Below are 19363 nucleotides of genomic sequence, written 5' to 3'. Positions count from 1 at the left end.
GGTGGTTGACTGGATGAATGTATGTACAAAGTGCGGAGCTCAGTTTGAAGATGGTGTGCAATTTTGTCAAAACTGCGGGTCGAAGAGGGGACGTCCTGTAGTAAAGAAGAACATGAGCGGTGGTACAAAAGTTGGCATTACACTGTTAGCACTATTTGTTATAGCGATTATTGGATTGTATTTGTACGGAGCATCGTATTATACGCAGGTGGCACAAGTAGACCGGATGATTACGATTTTACAAGAGAGGGACGGAGAGAAATTAGCTGAGATCGTTACGGCAGATGATCCATCGGTTATGATAACGAGAGAGAGTTTAACACCTCTATTTTCATATATAAAAGAAAATCCATCTTACGTAAATGAATTAAAAGGATATTTGAGACAAGGTGAAAAACAACGGGATGGAATAGAAAGAGCTGATTTTTCATTAACGAAAGACGGAAAGTATTTCTTTATATTTGATCGATATAAATTGAAAGCGAAGACGTACTATACAACTTTGCTTACAAATGAAAAAGGCGTATCGTTAAAAATGAACGGAAAAGAAATTGATAAGACAGATGACAAAAAGTTTGAGAAGCAATATGGGCCATTTCTTCCGGGAAATCAAGTGTTTCAATCAGATTATAAAAATGACTATGTAAAATTATCTCGTGAGGAAAAGGTTGTACTTATGAAACAAAGCCAAAATAACGTAACGATAGATTTAACGTTGCAAGGTCAATATATTACAGTTCAAACGAACGCGCCTGGTGCAACATTGTACGTAAATCAAAAACCGGTTACAGCGCTGGCAGGAGAAGAAATTACATGGGGGCCTGTAGCGACTGATGGAAGTGCGACGATTTATTTAGAACGAAATGGAGAAAGTGGACGGGAAACGACACAAGTAGAGACGGTAACGGCACTTTTGTCTTATAATCTTCCGTTCCAAAAGAAAAATACAGAAAAAACAGTTGTTTATAATGTTACTCCAACGCCCGCGACTGGGTATGTATATAATGGTTTCATCTTTCCTGATAGTGATATTCGAAAATTAACGAGCGCAGATTTAACATATTTATCGAAAGAGCAGTTGAAAATTGCTAGAAATGAAATATATGCAAGGCATGGACATATTTTTCAAACGAAAGATATGCAAGCGTATTTTGCAAAACAGTCTTGGTATAGAGAAAATCCTTATTTTAAAGGAAAGTTAACAGATATCGAAACTTATAATATTGAACTAATCAAATCAAGAGAATAGGCACTTGAAAAAGGTACAGTGTATATTGCTGTACCTTTTCTATCGTTATTTAGCTGGACCAGGATCCCTTGAGAAAAAGATATGAAAGAGAAATGTGACTTTACTTGATCCTCCTGATGTACTAGCTTGTATATGTGATAAAGGACCAGACGTTAGGGCAGCCTCGGAATGGGGTGGTACGACTATTTTGAGCGCATGATCTGATTCTGGTGAAGCAGTAACAGTAATTGTATCATCAGAGAAGTTTATAATTTTAACAGAACCGACTGGAAAGATGGACTTGCCAGCATGTGATGCTGAAGCGAATTGGGTAGCTTTCCAAATATCTTGCGCAAACGTATCATCGTTAGATAACCAAGCACGAGCGCTATATATTGTTGCATTAATGGAAAATTCTTGGTCAAGTGAGACGGCGGGTTTCGGTTCTTTTGGTTCTTGCGGTTCATCTGGAAGCTGGGCGAGAAGGCCGGCGCACATATATTTCACCTACTTTCAATAGTAACTGTTATAGCATATTAAACATATTGTTTATAAGACACGACAGTTACCTATTCACGTATAAGTTTGTGCAACAAATTTGAAGATAAAATTCTCTTTCTTTACAATGGAAGTAGGTGTTATTTCTATAAAATATGGAAAACGTAAAGAGTATGTAAAAAAGAAGGAGTGGTAAAGTGAACTATGTCATTATTGGCGGAGATGCAGCTGGTATGAGTGCAGCGATGCAAATTGTTAGAAACGATGAAAATGCAAATGTTGTAACTTTAGAAAAAGGTGAAATTTATTCGTACGCTCAGTGTGGATTACCGTACGTCATTAGTGGTGCTATCGCTTCAACTGAAAAGTTAATCGCGCGTAACGTAAAGACGTTTCGTGAGAAATATGGAATTGATGCGAAAGTGCGTCATGAAGTAACGAAAGTAGATACGGAAAAGAAAATGGTGTACGCAGAGCATACGAAGACGAAAGATGTCTTTGAATTACCGTACGATCGATTATTAATTGCGACTGGAGTGCGTCCTGTTATGCCAGAATGGGAAGGACGGGAATTACAAGGCGTTCATCTTTTAAAAACAATTCCTGATGCTGAGCGCATATTAAAAACGCTAGAAACGAATAAAGTTGAAGATGTAACGATTATTGGCGGTGGTGCCATTGGACTTGAGATGGCAGAAACATTCGTCGAACTTGGTAAGAAAGTAAGAATGATTGAGCGAAATGATCATATCGGTACGATTTATGATGCAGATATGGCAGAGTACATACATAAAGAAGCAGATAAACATCATATTGAAATTTTAACGAATGAAAATGTAAAAGCATTCAAAGGGAATGAACGAGTAGAAGCAGTTGAAACGGATAAAGGTACGTATAAAGCGGATCTTGTTTTAGTATCTGTCGGAGTGAAGCCAAATACTGATTTTCTTGAAGGAACAAATATACGTAAGAATCATAAAGGGGCAATTGAAGTAAATGCATATATGCAAACGAATGTGCAAGACGTATATGCAGCTGGTGATTGCGCAACACATTACCACGTTATAAAGGAAATTCATGATCATATCCCGCTCGGAACGACTGCCAATAAACAAGGGCGACTTGCTGGACTGAATATGCTTGATAAACGAAGAGCATTTAAAGGTACGTTAGGTACAGGCATTATTAAATTTATGGATTTGACGCTTGCAAGAACAGGATTAAATGAAAAAGAAGCGAAAGGGCTACACATCCCGTATAAAACAGTCAAAATAGATTCGACTAATATGGCGGGCTATTATCCAAATGCGAAACCACTTTACTTGAAATTACTATACCGTTCCGACACGAAACAATTATTAGGCGGACAAGTAATTGGAGAAGAAGGTGTAGATAAACGGATTGATGTAATCGCAATGGCACTCTTCAATAAAATGAGCATTCACGATTTAGAAGATGTCGACTTAAGTTATGCCCCACCATATAACAGCGTTTGGGATCCAATTCAGCAAGCGGCAAGGAGAGCGGAATAGCACTTTTTAAAGTGCTATTTTTTTGTTAAAGGGGAATTATCATTTTTGTCGAATGAAGAGGATCGGGAAATAGTTACATATGTGGAAGGGGAGTTTTTTTATGATTGTAGCACTTCAAAAAGTTCAAGAATCAGAAAAAGAAATATTACGTAATTTGTACGCTTTATATCTTCATGACCTTTCTAAGTTCACTATGAATATAACTATCGGAGCGAACGGATTTTTTGAATACGAAGATTTGCATATGTTTTGGAAAAATGACGGAATCACGCCGTATTTTATAAAAGTTGATCATAGTATTGTAGGATTCTTATTACTACTGGAACGTCCGTTTTTGAAGAAGGAAAATGATTTTGGTATTAATGATATTTTCATATTGAATCAATATAAAGGAAAAGGAATCGGTAAACAAGCTGTTGAGAATTTACTAGAAGAGAAAAGAGGACAATATTTCGTTATCGAACTTGTAAAAAATGTACCAGCATTGTCGTTTTGGAAGAAAGTGTATAAAGAACTAAACATTGAATTTGATGAGAGAGCGCAGCTAATTGATGATGAAGAATGTCTCGTTCAAACGTTTAAAATTTAATGAAATTGGTGTTCCTTTTATATTAATTTGAAATTTAACTTTATCCCGCTATTTGCGGGCAGTAAGCTCCCACTGATTAAAGTTTCACTTTATTTTGAATATACCGTTTCCCCTTGAAAACATATTAAGTATCGCTTATATTTTCATATAGTATTTATTTTTTAAACGAAGCAATGAACGAACCAGGGGGCGCAGTATGGCAATTAACATGAAAACAATCGAAGAATGGATTGCTGAATCAAATGCAAGACATGAAGAAGACTTTGGACACGTTGTGGAAGAAATGAAAGAAGTATGTGTCGGACTTGATAACGCGACATTAATTTATACGAAAAATGTATTTTGTTTCGGTAAAAAAGTAGAAGTATTTTTCTTCTTCCAAGACCATGTCGTGATTGGACAAGAAAAAGACGAATATGTTGAGATTGAAAAATTAAAGTATGATGCCATTACAAATAGTAACTTAAAAACAAATGACAAAAATACTACGTTAGAATTAAAGTTTGCTAACGGACAATCTATCAACTTAGATAGTTTAAATGATAACTACGGTACGAAAAATTGGTTATTTGCTAGACAAATTAAGAGTATTTTTAAGTTAATCTAGTAAAAAAGCACGCCGATAGACGGCGTGCTTCTAACAATGCAAAGCCCCTTTTAACCAATTCCGCGCCCGATATGCCCCAACTGGAACTTGAATAAGAGATGTTTCATTCCCAGCATCTATTCCGTACAATTGATCACATGAATTTGTATCAAAACTAAGTAAAGGATGCCCGCCCATCCCCATCGCGGTCGCTGCAAAAACGAGTTTATGAACAAGTATACCTGCTTCCATTTGATGAATACGGTACCCTCTATAGCCTAATGCATTTGTATAATAATCTTTCTTTCCGACTACATGTAGGCAAAGTGATACTTGAAAAAGGTTTACGTTATCCATCGTCATACTAGATTGAAGAGGATAACGAAGGTCCCCATATCGAAGTGGTTGTATGGAATGCGTTTTACTGTTATAAGTGTAAGCGCCGTTTTTTATATCTTTTACATTATAGAAACATCCATATAATGAGACGCGCGCATTTTCATTTATATACTTACCATCAAGGTCGTTGGAATAAGGGAGGGAGAGGCTCGCTTCTTGTAGTAAAGTAGCGAGCTCGGCTGCATCCCATTTCGTTAAAGTAAAGTCAGCATCAGGGGAATACCGTTTTCTGCAAAGTTGCAAGAAATCATAAGATAAACGCTCTACTTTCGGCAGTTGTACAGCATGCTCATGATATTGATAGTGCTCTTCATGAGCTAGTGTTTGGAAGTGTGCTGTCGATTCGATCATAGAAGCTTCATTTATTTTTGTTATCATCGGATATTCATCTACATGTTTTGAGCGAACGAAATGTTCATGTGCGAGCGGCGGAATTTGTTGCAACAACTCATGAGAAGTAACTGTTTTATTTTCATGGTAATCATTGTGAAACCAATTAGTTTCTAGCTCTGTACTTAAAGGAATAACGGCATACACACTTTCTTCACCTTCTGACAATCCGAGTAAATGGTTCAGTGCACGGTCTAGAAATTGAAAGTATACGCCGTTCGTATAACCGAACTGTTTGGCACATTCAAGTAATTGTCCAATGAGAACCCCGCTATCTAATCCTTGAAGGCGATATGAAAAGTTATTGTATTTAAAGAAGTTTTTCCAAAACATAGTGGATACGAATGCGGCACCGAAACAATCCTGTATGTTACAGCGGTTACCGAGTGCGTTTGCTAAATAAGAATCGAAATTTCCTTCGCGAAGTAAAATAAGCCGGTGATGCGCGGCGTCATAATGGTAAATGCCGTCTGGATAATCGTCAATCTTTAAATAGATATACAATTCATTAGGGTATAAGGCGCCGCCTGAAGGAATGGATCTACGTAATACATTTCTCCCGCTATTTAGCTGACATAATTGTGTTACACCAAATGAATACCAAAGGTAGTGACCAATCTCATTTAGAGTAGGTGTAGTAGAAGAGTTCGATAAAGATAACGGGATTTCTAAGGAGAGCGGGATGGTAGGTACATTTCGATATAATTTATAAGGAAGCGGTGCGTCTTTCCAGTCCACCTCATGATTTGGCATAATTTCATCGATAGAGAAATGGAGATGATGTAAAAAAGTATTTAGCTGCATGAAATCCCTCCTTTACTATGGAAACGGATGTGGATGTGGATTTAATCTTTCATTTGTTAAAGGTTCGTCTGTATATCCAAGTGTCATCGGTACGGTATATATCCGGTCCAGTCCTGTAACCCGAGTAAGATGGTGTCCGAACGTCATCGGTAACATACCTGGAATAATAACTTTTACACAGTGTAGTCCGTTCTTTTCTATAAGGGGAACGGTTTGATCTACAACGATTACTTCAAGGTCAGATTGATGCAAACGATTTAAAAGTTGGTGGAGATCGGATGTTAAATCCATATCAAATGATTGTGATACATTCATTTCTTGGAACATTTGCACCGGTGCATCTTCTCGTAAAAGGAAGTGAAGACGTTCATCCGTTTCTTTCAATCCATACAGCATACTATGGTCTTCCATTTTATTAACGAAATAAGGATCTTGTAAGCATTTTTCGTAGTATTCTCTTTTGTGCTCGAGCTCATCGTCTGTTATAAGTAACATGCCTGCTATTTCTTGAATGGCGCTTTTTAAGGCTCGAATAGGATCTAAATGAGCGCCTCCCGCACAAACAACGTTCATTCCATTTTCACGCGTATTTTTTGCAATTACCCATAAGCTCGGGATGCCGTGTTCCATCGTCGCGTTAAAAGCGTGTAATTCATATCCGGTAATCGTACGTAACCGCTGGATCATTAATTGTAATTCTGTATCATTTGCTGAATTAAGATCAAGGCGGGGAAGAGGTAATTCGGCATACCAAGTGAGTAAGAAGGCATCACGCTCTACAATTTCTAAAATGCCGTGAAAAATCGCTTCTTCTAAACTACCGCCAATTGCACATCCATTTGATGTTTCATACACGAAAGCGTCTCGATGACCGAGGCTATAATAAGCAATTGATTCAGGAACTAAAAGCGGTCTGTTTTGTGATAAAGAATATCCCCATACCCAGTTTTGCTCATAATCAGGATCAAACGGTTTAAATGGAAAATTATCACGATTGTAATGTTCATTTGTATGTACACCGAGCGAGAGGGGATTTAGTGCGTGTTCTTCTAAATCATGAAAACTACCATGCACATTTGTCTTTTTCCCGCGAGGCGACATCCCGCAATATCGTTCTAAACCTTCTAAAATAGCAGTTGCTTCACTCACTGCAAATGAATGAGTTCGGCCTGCAACACCTTCATTTCCGAACATTAATGGCATGTTTATAATGACGTCAGCGAATGGTAATAATGAATGCTGCATTTTGCCGTTCAACATACCGACCCGATAATCTAAATAGTCTCTCGTTAAAAATGTGTTTAATTCATGAATGGAACGGCAGCGATACGTTTCGGTGCTTACTTTTAAACTCGGTTGTAAAGAAATTTCCGCCGCATCCGCAGTATCATTAGGTAAATTACTACATACAGGACAGAGAGGATCTGGAAGAAAAGAATGCCGCGTACATTGTAATGTTTGTAAGTTTAGTAAAATAAGTTCATTTTCTAAAGAAGAATGGTTATGAGTTAATATTTTTTCTGTTTCTGCGCAAATAAGATGGCACATTTGTAACATTCCATTTTGGGTGGCACGTACATCACGCCTCGTTACATCATCTGCTTTAAAGGCATATTTCCGCTGTAGTTCCCACATTTCTTTTTGGTCAAAGCCAGCGATAAAACGGCGTCCATCAGAACAATGGGAACATCCGGGCGTAAGAGGATGAATGTAAGGACCGATAATACCTTCGCCAAATGAAGTAAAACCACGTAGCCATGGAATATGATTTGACCGAAAAATTAGCTCAGCGTCATGATGAATAGTAGAAGGAGATCCGTCATGTAATACGAGAGCGAGATGAATATTTTCAGGAAGTACTTCTGGAAGGGTATGCTGACGAATGATGGAATATTGTTTGCATAATTGATCATGTGCATAGTCTGCAAGAAGGCCATCTCCTATAAGCAATATATTTTGAGTCATAGACCGTCCTCCTTTGCAATTAATACCCCATACACACCGTCTAAGTTTTCTTTCAAAAATGGTTCGATTGCTAAATCAAACACGAAGGGATAAAAATTATGTTCTTCTAAATGCTGTAAGGCAAGCTGTAAAGATTGCACACTTGGAATTTCTTCTTCCGCTTGTATTTCCACTCTAAAAGAATCCGTGTCATATAAAATAATAGATGATTCAGGCAAGATATTAGCTCTGTAAGGAGTCTCTTCACTTTGAATGTGGAGCAGTGATAGTTGTAGTGCGTTCCGTAAGGCTAACGTCATATTAATATTAGATGCACCGTACCATCTATCATTTATACCAACCCAAATGACTGGAAAACTGAGAATCTCTTCACTCATTGCAATTTTAGGTGTTTCATGAATTGTAGCAAGAGCATCGTAATAAAATCTACAATGTTTATCGTGAATATCAGTTAAATCAATCGTTGTAAGTTCTTCTAGCATATGTGACTGCCGCTCATACAGTTTATTGTTTAAATGTTGTTGTAGTGCCCGGTAAAATCCTTCTGTCATCGTTTCTCCAGCACCGATACCGATATCGTTATGTTCAGGAATAAGGCGGTGAATGATTTCTGCTACATATGTTTCAATTCCTGTTAAACCAGCTTCTCGGCGTGCTTCATTATGAGTTAATCCACTGCGAGTCATAAGAGGCAGAAGGTGAGCTGGGCCATCTGATAGTGGAGTGGCTACTTGAATATAGCACTGTGATAACGGTAATTGATATGAATCTTGTTCATCCCATACATGGAATATACCGGCTTCTTTAGAAGTTAATGAGTCGAAAAAGCGGAATACATCAGTTGAAGTATGTTGGCCATACCGATGCTCAAGTTTTTCAGAAAGATTTTCTATCGTATCAATTGTAAAACTTTCATCAGTTGCAAGAGGGTGTTTTATAAAAGGATGCCACGTTCCTTCAAGTGTTTCATAGTTTAATAAAAAGAATTGTGATTCTTTTTCACGATATGAATCATCCGCGACATGTTTAAACATTTCAAAAACGATTACATTTGCTAACATGGCAGATGTAATTGGTGAGAAGGAATCTGATGAATTTTCATTTTGCAAAGTCGTTTCATGTAGCCGATGCCATGCGGATTCCCAGCATTCATCACGATTTTCCGTTACGACAGGTCCAGCTATACCGAGTGTTGATAAACAAATAGCTGGTATAAAATTCTTTTTCGTTTCTCTACAAATAGTGTGAACTGTTTTTAAACCGTCAATGTCTCCATTTTGAGAAACATATAAAATCCAATCAAAAGGTTCGAATACTTCATGCAAGGGACGGTCAATTGTAGTATCGATTTCTTGAAGGAGTACACTGTTATCAACTTCATATGCACGTTCTATTAGCTCATGTATTCTGTCATAGTTTGTTTCATCTCGATCTGTAACGAGGTAATGAAATGTAGGTAAACCAGATTCTAATAAAGAAGAAACTAAAGAAGTAAGCATATCCCCAGAGCCAAGTACAAGGACATTTGCTCCGCGGTACGTTTCAAATTTTAAAGCACCTGAATGAGAATCAGCCTCTAAAAATTCAATTTGTGAAGCATATCTGTCGAGTAATATACTGTTTAATTCATGGGGTGCATCTTGATTTGCATCGCGAACGAAACCATTTTCATATAAAATCTCTCCAATTTCAAATACCCGATTTTGATAGGGGAGAGGGAGGCCATCGGTTATTTCTGCTAAAGAATAATTTCCGTTAAACATTGGCATTAATTTTTCAATCCAGTCATAAATTCCATCACCGTCCATGCGAAATGAACTGGCGTTATTTCGAAAATAGACACCCCCGTTTGAATCGGGGAGGAAGAAAGTATCCTTATTTACTTTAAGTTTTGCATGAATTGGAAGGTTATTCATTTTAATCCTCCTTACGTTTAGGCGTACATTATTAGCTTATGTCATGACATTTGTCCCGTATGAACGCAAAAAAAGGCTGTAGAATGATGTATTCTACAGCCTTTATATATTAGATTATTAATCCATCAACCTTCTAATAATAATGATTTTGGATCTTCAAGCATATCTTTAACAGCAACAAGGAAGCTAACTGCTTCTTTACCATCAACAATACGGTGATCGTAAGATAAAGCAATGTACATCATTGGGCGGTTTTCCATACGCTCGTTATCAATTGCAACTGGGCGTACTTGGATTTTATGCATTCCTAAAATACCAACTTGAGGGCTATTTAGGATCGGTGTTGACATTAGAGAACCGAATACACCACCGTTTGTAATTGTAAATGTACCACCTTGTAGTTCTTTTAATGAAAGTTTGTTATCGCGTGCTTTTTTACCTAATTCACGAATTTCGCTTTCGATTTCAGCGAAGTTTAATTGGTTAGCATCGCGTACAACTGGAACAACTAATCCATCTGGAGCTGCTACTGCAATACCGATATCATAGAATTTTTTAATGATAAGCTCGTCACCTTGAATTTCAGCATTTAATAATGGGAATTGTTTTAATGCTGCAACAACTGCTTTTGTGAAGAATGACATGAAGCCAAGACGTACATCATGTTTTTTCTCGAAAGCATCTTTGCGTTCTTTACGTAATTCCATGATCGCACTCATATCAACTTCGTTAAATGTTGTTAACATTGCAGATGTTTGTTGAACTTCTACAAGACGTTTTGCAATTGTTTGACGGCGGCGGGACATTTTCACGCGCTCAACTGGTTTTTCGAATTCCGTTTTTGCAACTGGAGCAGGAGCTGGACTCTTTGGAGCAGCTGGTGCTTCTTTTGGTGCTGCAGCATGAGCTTGTACATCATGTGGTCTCACGCGTCCAAGTGGATCTGTACTACGTACGTCGTTTAAGTCGATTCCTAATTCACGAGCCATCTTTCTAGCAGCTGGTGATGCGATAGGACGGTTTGTATTTGGTAACCCTTGTAGTGTTGCAGTTTGCTCAGCACTTGGTGCCGCAGCTTTCGGTGCTTCAGCTGTTTCTTGTTTTGGTTGCTCAGCAGCCGGTGCAGGTGTACTTACTGCAACTGGTGCTCCATTAGCATCTAAAATTGCGATAGTTGCGCCAACTTCAACTGTATCCCCAGGTTCGCCTAGTAACTTCGATACAATACCTGAATCTTCTGCAATGATTTCTACATTGACTTTATCAGTTTCAAGCTCAACAACGCTGCCACCTTTCTCAACTTTGTCGCCTACGTTGATAAGCCATTGTGAAATAGTTCCTTCAGTAATAGATTCTGCAAGCTCAGGTACTTTAATTTCGATCATTTTAAATGTCCTCCCCTTATTTGCCTAACGGTGTGTTTTTTCTTCTTTTGTCTTCGGTAATCTCCATTTGTTAGCCTGGCCTTGGGCAGATATTCTGCCCAAGGAACAAGCTAGAAACCTTCATTGTTACTTTTTAGTTGCTGTAAACTTCAATTTCTTGTTTATCTTGACGGAAGTTATACTTCACATCTAAAGCATGTGCAACAATTAGCTCTTGCTCAGCTTTGTGAGCGAATGGATCGCCGCCAGATGGACTAGAACGATCAGGACGTCCAATGTAGCCTGTTTTCACTTTATCTCCAGCAAGTTCGAACAGAATTGGAGCCATGTAATGCCATGCGCCCATATTACGAGGTTCTTCTTGAACCCAAATGATTTCTTCTAAGTTTTTAAAGCGTTTAATAATAGATTGAACTTTCTCAGCAGGGAATGGGTACAATTGCTCAATACGAACGACATGAACTTCGTCTAAGTTGTACTCATGTTTACCCGACTCGATTTCTGCTGCTAAGTCAATCGCCATTTTACCTGTGCTTAAAACAAGACGTTTTACTTTATTTGGTTTCATGCCAAGGTTTTCTTGTTCTAAAGCAGGTTGGAAACGTCCTTCGCTTAACTGACTAGCAGTTGAAAGCGTAAGTGGGTGACGTAATAAACTCTTCGGCGTCATCAATACTAATGGTCGAACAGCTTCTGTTCCTAAGATAGATGCTTGACGACGCAGGATATGGAAGTATTGAGCCGCGCTCGTTAAGTTTGCAACTGTCCAGTTATTCTCAGCAGCTAACTGTAAGAAACGCTCTGGACGTGCACTAGAGTGCTCTGGTCCTTGACCTTCATAACCGTGTGGTAATAGAAGAACTAAGCCAGACTTTTGACCCCATTTTGCTCTTCCAGCTGAAACATATTGATCAAATAATGCTTGCGCAGTATTTGAGAAGTCACCATATTGCGCTTCCCACATAACAAGAGTTTCTGGAGCGAATACGTTATAACCATATTCGTAACCAACAACAGCAGCCTCTGATAACGGACTGTTATGAACAGAGAACGATGCATTAATGTTTGGTAAGCGATGTAACGGTGAATATGTTTCATTTGTATCAGTATCGTGTAATACGATATGACGGTGTGCGAATGTACCACGCTGTGAATCTTGACCAGTTAAACGAATTGGCGTACCTTCTTGTAAAATAGAAGCGAATGCTAACGATTCAGCAAGTGCCCATTCAATTTTACCGTTCTCTTCAAGAGCATCTTTACGGCGCTCAAGAATTTTCTTCACTTTCGGATATACGTTAAATCCTTCTGGCCAAGATAGTAGACCTTCATTAATTGCACGAAGTGAGTCAATCTCAACACCAGTATCAATTGGTTGAATACCTTTTGCAACAACATCTGGTACTTTAACGTGAATTGTTGCGTCGCTCGTATCAGCTGGTGGTACTTGTGCATAGTCGGATTTTAATTGCTCTTGTGTAAACTGTGTAATTGTTTCAACCTCATCTGCATTTAGAACACCAGCAGCTTGTAATTGATCTGCATAAATTGCCCTTACAGTTGGATGGTTTTTAATTTTTTTGTACACTTGTGGTTGCGTAACTGCTGGATCATCCATTTCGTTATGACCGTAGCGGCGGTAACCAATTAAATCGATTAAGAAATCTTTTTTGAACAACATGCGATATTGAATCGCAAGGTTAGCAGCTGCAAGACAAGCTTCCGGATCATCAGCGTTCACGTGAACAATCGGAATATCGAAACCTTTTGCAAGGTCACTAGAATATTTCGTAGAACGAGAATCATAGCTATCAGTTGTAAAACCAACTGCATTGTTTGCTATAACATGAATCGTTCCGCCTGTTTGATACGCGTTCAATCTGCTTAAGTTGAGTGTCTCAGATACAATACCTTGACCAGGGAATGCAGCATCACCATGAACTAAAATTACGAATGATTTTGAAGTATCTTGATCTGGAAGACCAGATTTTTTACGATTCTCTTGAGCAGCACGTGCGAAACCTTCTACTACAGGATTCACGAACTCAAGATGACTCGGGTTATTTGCTAATGTCACGCGAGTGCTAACTTCTTCGTTACTAACGACTTGTTCTCTACCTAGGTGGTATTTCACATCGCCAGTCCAGCCAGAATTAGCCACTGCGCCTTCTATTTTTGCATGTTTGAACTCAGCAAACATGTGGCTATATGGTTTTTCTAATACGTGAGCAAGTACGCTTAGGCGACCGCGGTGAGCCATACCAATCATGACATCCTCAACGCCGTTTTTAGCACCTTCTAGAACAATTTCATCTAAAACAGGTACAAGCATATCAACGCCCTCGATAGAGAAACGTTTTTGCCCAACGAATGTTTTATGCAAGAATTGCTCGAAACCTTCAACAGCTGTTAAACGTTTTAAAAGAGCAGTTCGTTTTTTATTTGATAGTGGTTGACGCAATGAATTTGATTCCACCATTTGATGCAACCACGCGCGTTCTTCACTATCTTGTATATGAGAAAATTCATAAGCTAAAGATTTTGTATAAACGTCTTTTAATCTATGAATTACATCAAGTGCAGTGTGAATACCTTCTGGTGCATCTGGCCATACTGTTTTCGCTGGAATCGCTTTCAAGTCAGCATCGCTCAGTTCGTTCAATGCTTTCTCAAGAAGAGATTGTCCATTTGCAGCATCTTCCATCGGGTTGATGTGAGCCAACGTGTGCCCGAAAGAACGAATCTGCTCAACAAGTTGAACGACTTTAAGAATTTTTTCAATGTTACCTGTGTTTTGAGGAGAAAAATGTGTTGCTGTGTTGTCCCCTGTTACGACATCATCTTGAAACGAAGGAGCTCCAAAAATTTCAAAAAGCTCTTGTAATTCCGGATCAACAGAACCTGCTCCAGTTACGTAAAGATCATACTGTTCAATAACATAACCAAGGTTCGGACCGTGGAACTTGGCCCAAGGGTTTGTCGTTGTATTCTTCCTCGTCATTTGTTTAAACCTCCCAATGCATATAATCCTTTTCCATACAAAGGTGCATTTTGCTCTTTTTCAATAAGTAATAAATCAATAATCAATGTAAATGTTTTCTTTACTCTTATGTTATTACAATAATTTACATAATACCAAACACTATTACTTATCTGTTTTGTAAAAAAACATTCACAATAACTTATCACCCAAGTTAATCTTTCATGTTATAAAGTAATTTTACAGAAAAATGGGGTGGATATATTTGGTATGCCTATACTAATAGCTATAATTGTTGCATTTAAATATAGGTATAATAGTTAGAATGTTTCGATAAAATTAGTTTGAATTATGTATATTGAAATAATAAGCGCTTTCATAGATATTATACAACAATATAACGGAATATAGTATAAAAAATAAAAAATTATGAATTTATCGTAAACTTTATTTAGATAGTGTTAAATATTGAAAGGAAAGTGAAGGATTTCTACAAAAAAAGTTGCTAAACATAAAAAATGCTCCATAAACAGTTAGTTTCTATAAATATGACGAAAAACACCGTAAAACCAATAACACATTTCATCTAATAAAGAAGAGAATGAAATATTTTAAAAGGATAAAACAAATATGAAGATATTAAATTTTAAAAAAGGTGAGGAGGAAATATAGTAACGATTACATACAGTGTTCCATGTTTTATTACAAAATAGACGTGCTCAAATCGAACAAGTTTCTTCTATATAAATAGAGTGAAAAATGATTGGAATAAATGTAAAGGAACCTTGACGTAAAGTTTACTTTACATATATACTCGATATATGGAAGGAGGGAGAAATTTCCTTGGAAAATAAAATGGTCGAATACCGAAAAAAATTTGGACTATCTCAAGAAAAGTTGGCTGAGAAACTTGGAGTTTCCAGACAAACCATCATTTCAATTGAAAAAGGGAAATACGATCCATCACTTCCGTTAGCATTTGAAATAGCGAAAACATTTCAGACAACAATAGAACATGTATTTATTTATGAAGGAAAAGAAGAGGGGGAATAAGAATGAACTATTCACAAAAGTACTTTGTAATTATGGGGATTATTTTTCTATTTATGAGTGGATTTATGATATTAACAGGTATAATGACGCATTCTGCACCGCCAAGTCCTACTTATACGTTACTTGCAATGATGGTTATGTGTTTCTGCCTTAGTTACTTACACCCGCAATTTAAAGAAAAAGATGAGCGAATGAAACTCATTCGTTATAAAGGAATGTTCTTCAGCTTTTTTGCGTTAACGGCATATTATCTTCTTTTCTCTATCAGCTTAAACTTAAAAATACTTACACTATCTGCTACTGAATTATTGAATATACTTATGGCACTTACGATGAGTACCGTCTTTATCTCATTTGTTGTTTTGGCAAAAAGATATTAAGATGGAAGAGAGAAAGGAAGATTAACATATGCAAATGATGTATGCTTTTGGCATTGGGCTTGTATTATTTTTAGCAGTATTCTTATTTATTCGTAAAGACGTTCAAGGCGGGACGTTAACGAAACGAGGATTTTATAAAATGATCGGCTGTTTAGTTGTTATGTTTATAGCGATTATTGTAATGATTGTTTTAATAAGTCGGTCACTATAGAATGTAAAAACGGAACCTTACTTCGGTAAGGTTTTTTCTTTATTGTTCAACCTAAAAATTACCACTAAATCCATTTACTATAAATGACTTGTATTATATAATCCAATGAAATGATAGATAAGGAGTGTAGTATATGAATAAAAAAACTATCTTCTATTTATTAACTTGTCTACTACTTGTAGCTAGTACTACTTATATAATATGTTACAAACGAGAACAAGTGCCACCTATGTTAGTATGGGACGAACAAGAATACTATGTTACGAATGAATCTGTCAAAGTAGAAGAAGTTGGGCGAAAACTTGGCGAAGTAACAAAGAAAATTAAAACAAGTAAAAAACCTACTAAAAATAGAGAATCTAATACATTACAAGAGAAAACAGAAGTATTCACAATGATTGAGGAAGAAAAAAGTGAATATCCACCTTTAATCATAAAGGAAGCTTATAGTGATAAATATAGGGTAGTGAGGCCGATGTTGAAGCAAGTATTATGATGAAAAGGAGATTCATATGCAGACAGTAATTTCGTATCCGTGGGTGTTAAGAAAAACTTTTTCCTTTGTTTTATTTTGTCCCCTATCGGTGCCGCTTGCATTTTGATGAATAGAGGAGCAATGCAAAAGAGAGATTTCATTTTATATTTATTATTTGCTGCTATTAATATATCACTTTGGTTATTGCTTATGATTTTTGATTGGAGTGTGTGGATGGTAGTAGGGCATTATTTGTTTGGAGCAGTTGTTATTGTTTTTTCGAATATGAATAAGAGCTAAGCCAGCAACCTTAAAGTTGCTGGTTTTTATTTTGCTATTTATAATGAAGAAACAAATTTTTAATAGAGAGTAGTGGGCGTTATGAGATGGAAAGAGGGAACGTTTGAAAAAATAGACACGAATGACTCATCTGTTGAGCAACTTATAAACACGTTTAAGGAACAAAACTTAATTGGTGGAGCAATAATAAGCTGTTTTAAAGTGCATAAAGAAAATTTTTTTAAAGAAATACCACATTCGAAAGATGGACATGAGCACTTCTTTAGAAGAATCTTCAACTCTTTAGACATAATCAATAACTTAGAAGAGTTAAAAATACATACATCAGACAAATATAAGTTTCGTTTTAAAGAGCAGCTGGCAGTTATGCTTGATGGTAGCATTGCTGCGCAAATTTTGTGGGGCGGAGCATATGAAGGGTTTAAGGAACGACCAGTTATCGCAAAACAATTAGCAGTCAATGTATGTCAATATATGTTCCAAAATCGATACGAAGATATTAAAGTGTTCGAAAGCTATCGCCCTTGGACAGATTGGTTTTACGATGTTGCGTGGGATGTTACTTGGATGGTGTTAGATAGTAGGGAACAGAAAATGTGGTTCATTTGTGCTACGGATACAGATTGATAGAAGAGGGACCTTGTAGGAATGCTGCAAGGCCCTTTATCTTTTGGGAATTAATAGAAAACGAATCATATAAATGCTATACTAAAAAATGTTTGTAATGTCAGTTTCATAATATTGTATGATGCTGACTTACTAGAAAAGATAAGAGGAGAATGAGCGTGCAAAAGATAAAGAGATTATTGCTATTAATGATGGTAGTAGGATTAACAGCAGGTGTTTTAGCAGGGTGTGCAAATCCGAAAGATACTACAGAAGAATTTTTAACAGCGATACAAAAAGGTGATGTAGAAAAGGCTCGTACATTTGTTGAGAGTGACAAGGAATTTAATAAGCTAAATGAAAAAACAGATGATGCTGAGGCAAAAGCAATGCTAAGTGCAATTACAAAGAACTTTAAATTTGAAAAGCTAGAAGAAGTATCGAAAAAGGATGACAAAGCAGAAGTGAAAGTGAAAATTACATCTGCTGATCTATCCGTTGCTGTAACAAAAGCAGTGGGAGAAGTTATGCCAATGGCCTTCGCTAGCGCATTTAGTGAAGACAAAGAACAATCTGAAAAAGCAATCGAAAAAACAATGACCTCAACTATCATCAAAAACTTAACGGATAAAGATGCAGCAATGGCAACTCGCGAAGTTACATTGAACTTAAAGAAAGACAAAGATGGCGACTATAAAATCGTTGCTGACGATAACTTGAAAGAAGTATTGTTTGCAAATGCGAAATCTTTGGAGAAGATGTTTGGTGGGAAGTAATTGAATTAGATAAAAAAGAGACACTATATCACGTAGAAGGTTGATATGGTGTCTCTTTTTTATATGACCCCGGAGAGGCTCGAACTCACGACCTCCACCCTGTCAAGGTGGCGCTCTCCCTGCTGAGCTACGGGATCCCAACTATAAATATTACGACCAGCAATGTGTTTTCATTTCATTCGTGTAATCGGAGGATTTATATAATTTGTTGAATATTGTAACATTTGATGTATTCCTATAATAGCAACAAAATTTAATAGTGTAAAGATGTAATTTTCTGAATATTATTATTCCAATTTGTATATAAAAAATAAGCCCCGAAGAGCTTATTTCAATAATAATAATATCACCGCAATTATCAATGATATTATCAAAAATACAAGCATAAATAATAGAGCCCGTTCATGAGCTATCGTCCTGTAACTGTCATTCCTGCTGTGTAAATTGTATCTACAGAACCGTCAGCACTTACAACTTCAACTTTATAGCGATATGTTCCATTGTCTGAAATGTTTTCGCCATATCCTGTGAAAGTAGAAATTTCATCGTTACTTCCAGCTGGAACCCATTGATTTTGCCAATGGAAGAAAGTATCATATTCTCCCCAGTTATCGCCATATTTTTTCTCGATGCTGACATTGTAATGAATATCTTCAGCTCGTTCATTTGTAATTCTTGCAATTACGTTTTGACCAAAGCTATATTCTGTAGCGTGTACTTGAACTGTAACACCGTTCAACGTTTCGCTAGGACCACAAATATAACGACAGAACTCGCTTGCTGCGTCAGCATGTGCTTTTGGTGTTTCAATGTTCATAACCGTTAAACCCCCTAAAGCTAAAGCTCCTGTTAATAATACTTTACTAAATGCCTTCACTTGAAATTCCCCCTAAGTATATTCTCAATTCGTTCGATAGATATCACATTAAGTAGTTTTATAACATTAATCTAATCGAACACTTTTTTCCTCGAGTGTATTCGCTATGAATCTTTCATCTTGTAGTAATCTAACCTCTACATAAAATTTCATAGTTTTGATTTCATATATGTATCATGATTTACATAGAACAAATCTGTTAATACGTTTTGGTTATTTGCTTATCCCACTACTCTTTATTACCTTTTATTGGTAAAACGTTGGTTTTATTATATACCATTATTATCTATTTACAAGAGAAAACAATACTGTATGCAAAAATGCATAATAAAAAACACTACTTGTATTCTGAATTACAGAATACAAGTAGTGTTGGGTTTCAATTAATATTTAATTGGAACCTAATGCTAATT

At 36.8% G+C, this 19363-nt stretch carries 17 protein-coding genes, 1 tRNA gene and 1 pseudogene; 11 read left to right on the top strand and 8 right to left on the bottom strand.

Annotation, left to right across the window (positions count from 1 at the left end; all coding sequences use genetic code 11):
• The first annotated feature begins 13 nt into the window (after positions 1–13).
• On the top strand, positions 14–1249 hold the full coding sequence (locus tag ACTFSL_RS02915) for a TcaA 3rd/4th domain-containing protein (protein ID WP_078420623.1): 1236 nt from the start codon (positions 14–16) through the stop codon (positions 1247–1249).
• A 45-nt stretch (positions 1250–1294) separates the two neighbouring features.
• On the opposite strand, the gene ACTFSL_RS02910 is transcribed toward ACTFSL_RS02915, so the two are convergent.
• Positions 1295–1726, bottom strand: coding sequence for a hypothetical protein (locus tag ACTFSL_RS02910; protein ID WP_000332407.1), 432 nt, complete (start codon positions 1724–1726; stop codon positions 1295–1297).
• A 197-nt stretch (positions 1727–1923) separates the two neighbouring features.
• Here ACTFSL_RS02910 and ACTFSL_RS02905 point away from each other — a divergent pair, with 197 nt between their 5' ends.
• The 3 genes from ACTFSL_RS02905 to ACTFSL_RS02895 all read left to right on the top strand — a co-directional run bounded on the left by ACTFSL_RS02905 (position 1924) and on the right by ACTFSL_RS02895 (position 4454).
• The gene (locus ACTFSL_RS02905) at positions 1924–3258 is read left to right on the top strand and encodes a CoA-disulfide reductase (RefSeq protein ID WP_440041135.1); all 1335 of its coding nucleotides are present in this window, start codon (positions 1924–1926) and stop codon (positions 3256–3258) included.
• A 100-nt stretch (positions 3259–3358) separates the two neighbouring features.
• Complete coding sequence (locus ACTFSL_RS02900) at positions 3359–3847, top strand: GNAT family N-acetyltransferase (RefSeq protein ID WP_440041134.1); 489 nt, start codon at positions 3359–3361, stop codon at positions 3845–3847.
• A 196-nt stretch (positions 3848–4043) separates the two neighbouring features.
• A complete protein-coding gene (locus ACTFSL_RS02895; RefSeq protein ID WP_000996782.1) occupies positions 4044–4454 on the top strand; it encodes a DUF3908 family protein in 411 nt (136 codons plus the stop codon).
• A 30-nt stretch (positions 4455–4484) separates the two neighbouring features.
• On the opposite strand, the gene ACTFSL_RS02890 is transcribed toward ACTFSL_RS02895, so the two are convergent.
• The 5 genes from ACTFSL_RS02890 to odhA all read right to left on the bottom strand — a co-directional run bounded on the left by ACTFSL_RS02890 (position 4485) and on the right by odhA (position 14293).
• Positions 4485–6026 (bottom strand): SagB family peptide dehydrogenase, encoded by a 1542-nt coding sequence (locus ACTFSL_RS02890; RefSeq protein WP_440041133.1) that lies wholly within the window; start codon positions 6024–6026, stop codon positions 4485–4487.
• A 15-nt stretch (positions 6027–6041) separates the two neighbouring features.
• A complete protein-coding gene (locus ACTFSL_RS02885; protein ID WP_440041132.1) occupies positions 6042–7991 on the bottom strand; it encodes a TOMM precursor leader peptide-binding protein in 1950 nt (649 codons plus the stop codon).
• Complete coding sequence (locus tag ACTFSL_RS02880) at positions 7988–9907, bottom strand: putative thiazole-containing bacteriocin maturation protein (RefSeq protein ID WP_440041130.1); 1920 nt, start codon at positions 9905–9907, stop codon at positions 7988–7990. The genes ACTFSL_RS02885 and ACTFSL_RS02880 overlap by 4 nt, the downstream gene beginning before the upstream one ends.
• A gap of 125 nt (positions 9908–10032) precedes the next feature.
• Positions 10033–11292: a 2-oxoglutarate dehydrogenase complex dihydrolipoyllysine-residue succinyltransferase gene (odhB, locus tag ACTFSL_RS02875; protein ID WP_000569896.1), complete on the bottom strand. Its 1260-nt coding sequence runs from the start codon at positions 11290–11292 to the stop codon at positions 10033–10035.
• A gap of 133 nt (positions 11293–11425) precedes the next feature.
• Positions 11426–14293: a 2-oxoglutarate dehydrogenase E1 component gene (gene odhA, locus ACTFSL_RS02870; protein ID WP_000197120.1), complete on the bottom strand. Its 2868-nt coding sequence runs from the start codon at positions 14291–14293 to the stop codon at positions 11426–11428.
• Positions 14294–15115: 822 nt separating this feature from the next.
• Between odhA and ACTFSL_RS02865 the strand changes: the two genes are divergently transcribed.
• The 7 genes and pseudogenes from ACTFSL_RS02865 (at position 15116) to ACTFSL_RS02835 (ending at position 18073) form a co-directional block, all read left to right on the top strand.
• Positions 15116–15325, top strand: coding sequence for a helix-turn-helix transcriptional regulator (locus ACTFSL_RS02865; RefSeq protein WP_000428506.1), 210 nt, complete (start codon positions 15116–15118; stop codon positions 15323–15325).
• A 2-nt stretch (positions 15326–15327) separates the two neighbouring features.
• Complete coding sequence (locus ACTFSL_RS02860; protein ID WP_001109913.1) at positions 15328–15705, top strand: hypothetical protein; 378 nt, start codon at positions 15328–15330, stop codon at positions 15703–15705.
• A gap of 28 nt (positions 15706–15733) precedes the next feature.
• Entirely contained in the window at positions 15734–15916 is a 183-nt protein-coding gene (locus ACTFSL_RS02855) for a DUF3976 domain-containing protein (RefSeq protein ID WP_001178303.1), read from the top strand.
• A 133-nt stretch (positions 15917–16049) separates the two neighbouring features.
• On the top strand, positions 16050–16412 hold the full coding sequence (locus ACTFSL_RS02850; protein ID WP_440041128.1) for a hypothetical protein: 363 nt from the start codon (positions 16050–16052) through the stop codon (positions 16410–16412).
• A gap of 16 nt (positions 16413–16428) precedes the next feature.
• A pseudogene (locus ACTFSL_RS02845) lies at positions 16429–16691 on the top strand (hypothetical protein).
• Positions 16692–16772: 81 nt separating this feature from the next.
• Positions 16773–17318, top strand: coding sequence for a hypothetical protein (locus ACTFSL_RS02840; RefSeq protein ID WP_440041127.1), 546 nt, complete (start codon positions 16773–16775; stop codon positions 17316–17318).
• A gap of 158 nt (positions 17319–17476) precedes the next feature.
• Entirely contained in the window at positions 17477–18073 is a 597-nt protein-coding gene (locus ACTFSL_RS02835) for a DUF4878 domain-containing protein (protein ID WP_001169495.1), read from the top strand.
• A gap of 64 nt (positions 18074–18137) precedes the next feature.
• Here ACTFSL_RS02835 and ACTFSL_RS02830 read toward each other — a convergent pair.
• Positions 18138–18210, bottom strand: a tRNA-Val gene (locus ACTFSL_RS02830).
• A gap of 272 nt (positions 18211–18482) precedes the next feature.
• A complete protein-coding gene (locus ACTFSL_RS02825; RefSeq protein WP_440041126.1) occupies positions 18483–18950 on the bottom strand; it encodes a hypothetical protein in 468 nt (155 codons plus the stop codon).
• Positions 18951–19363 lie beyond the last annotated feature (413 nt).

This window comes from Bacillus cereus group sp. MYBK108-1 (assembly GCF_051917185.1).
Lineage (GTDB): Bacteria > Bacillota > Bacilli > Bacillales > Bacillaceae_G > Bacillus_A > Bacillus_A cereus.
The sequence above is the reverse complement of the archived record's forward strand: the minus strand, read 5'-3'. Positions and strand labels throughout refer to the sequence as shown.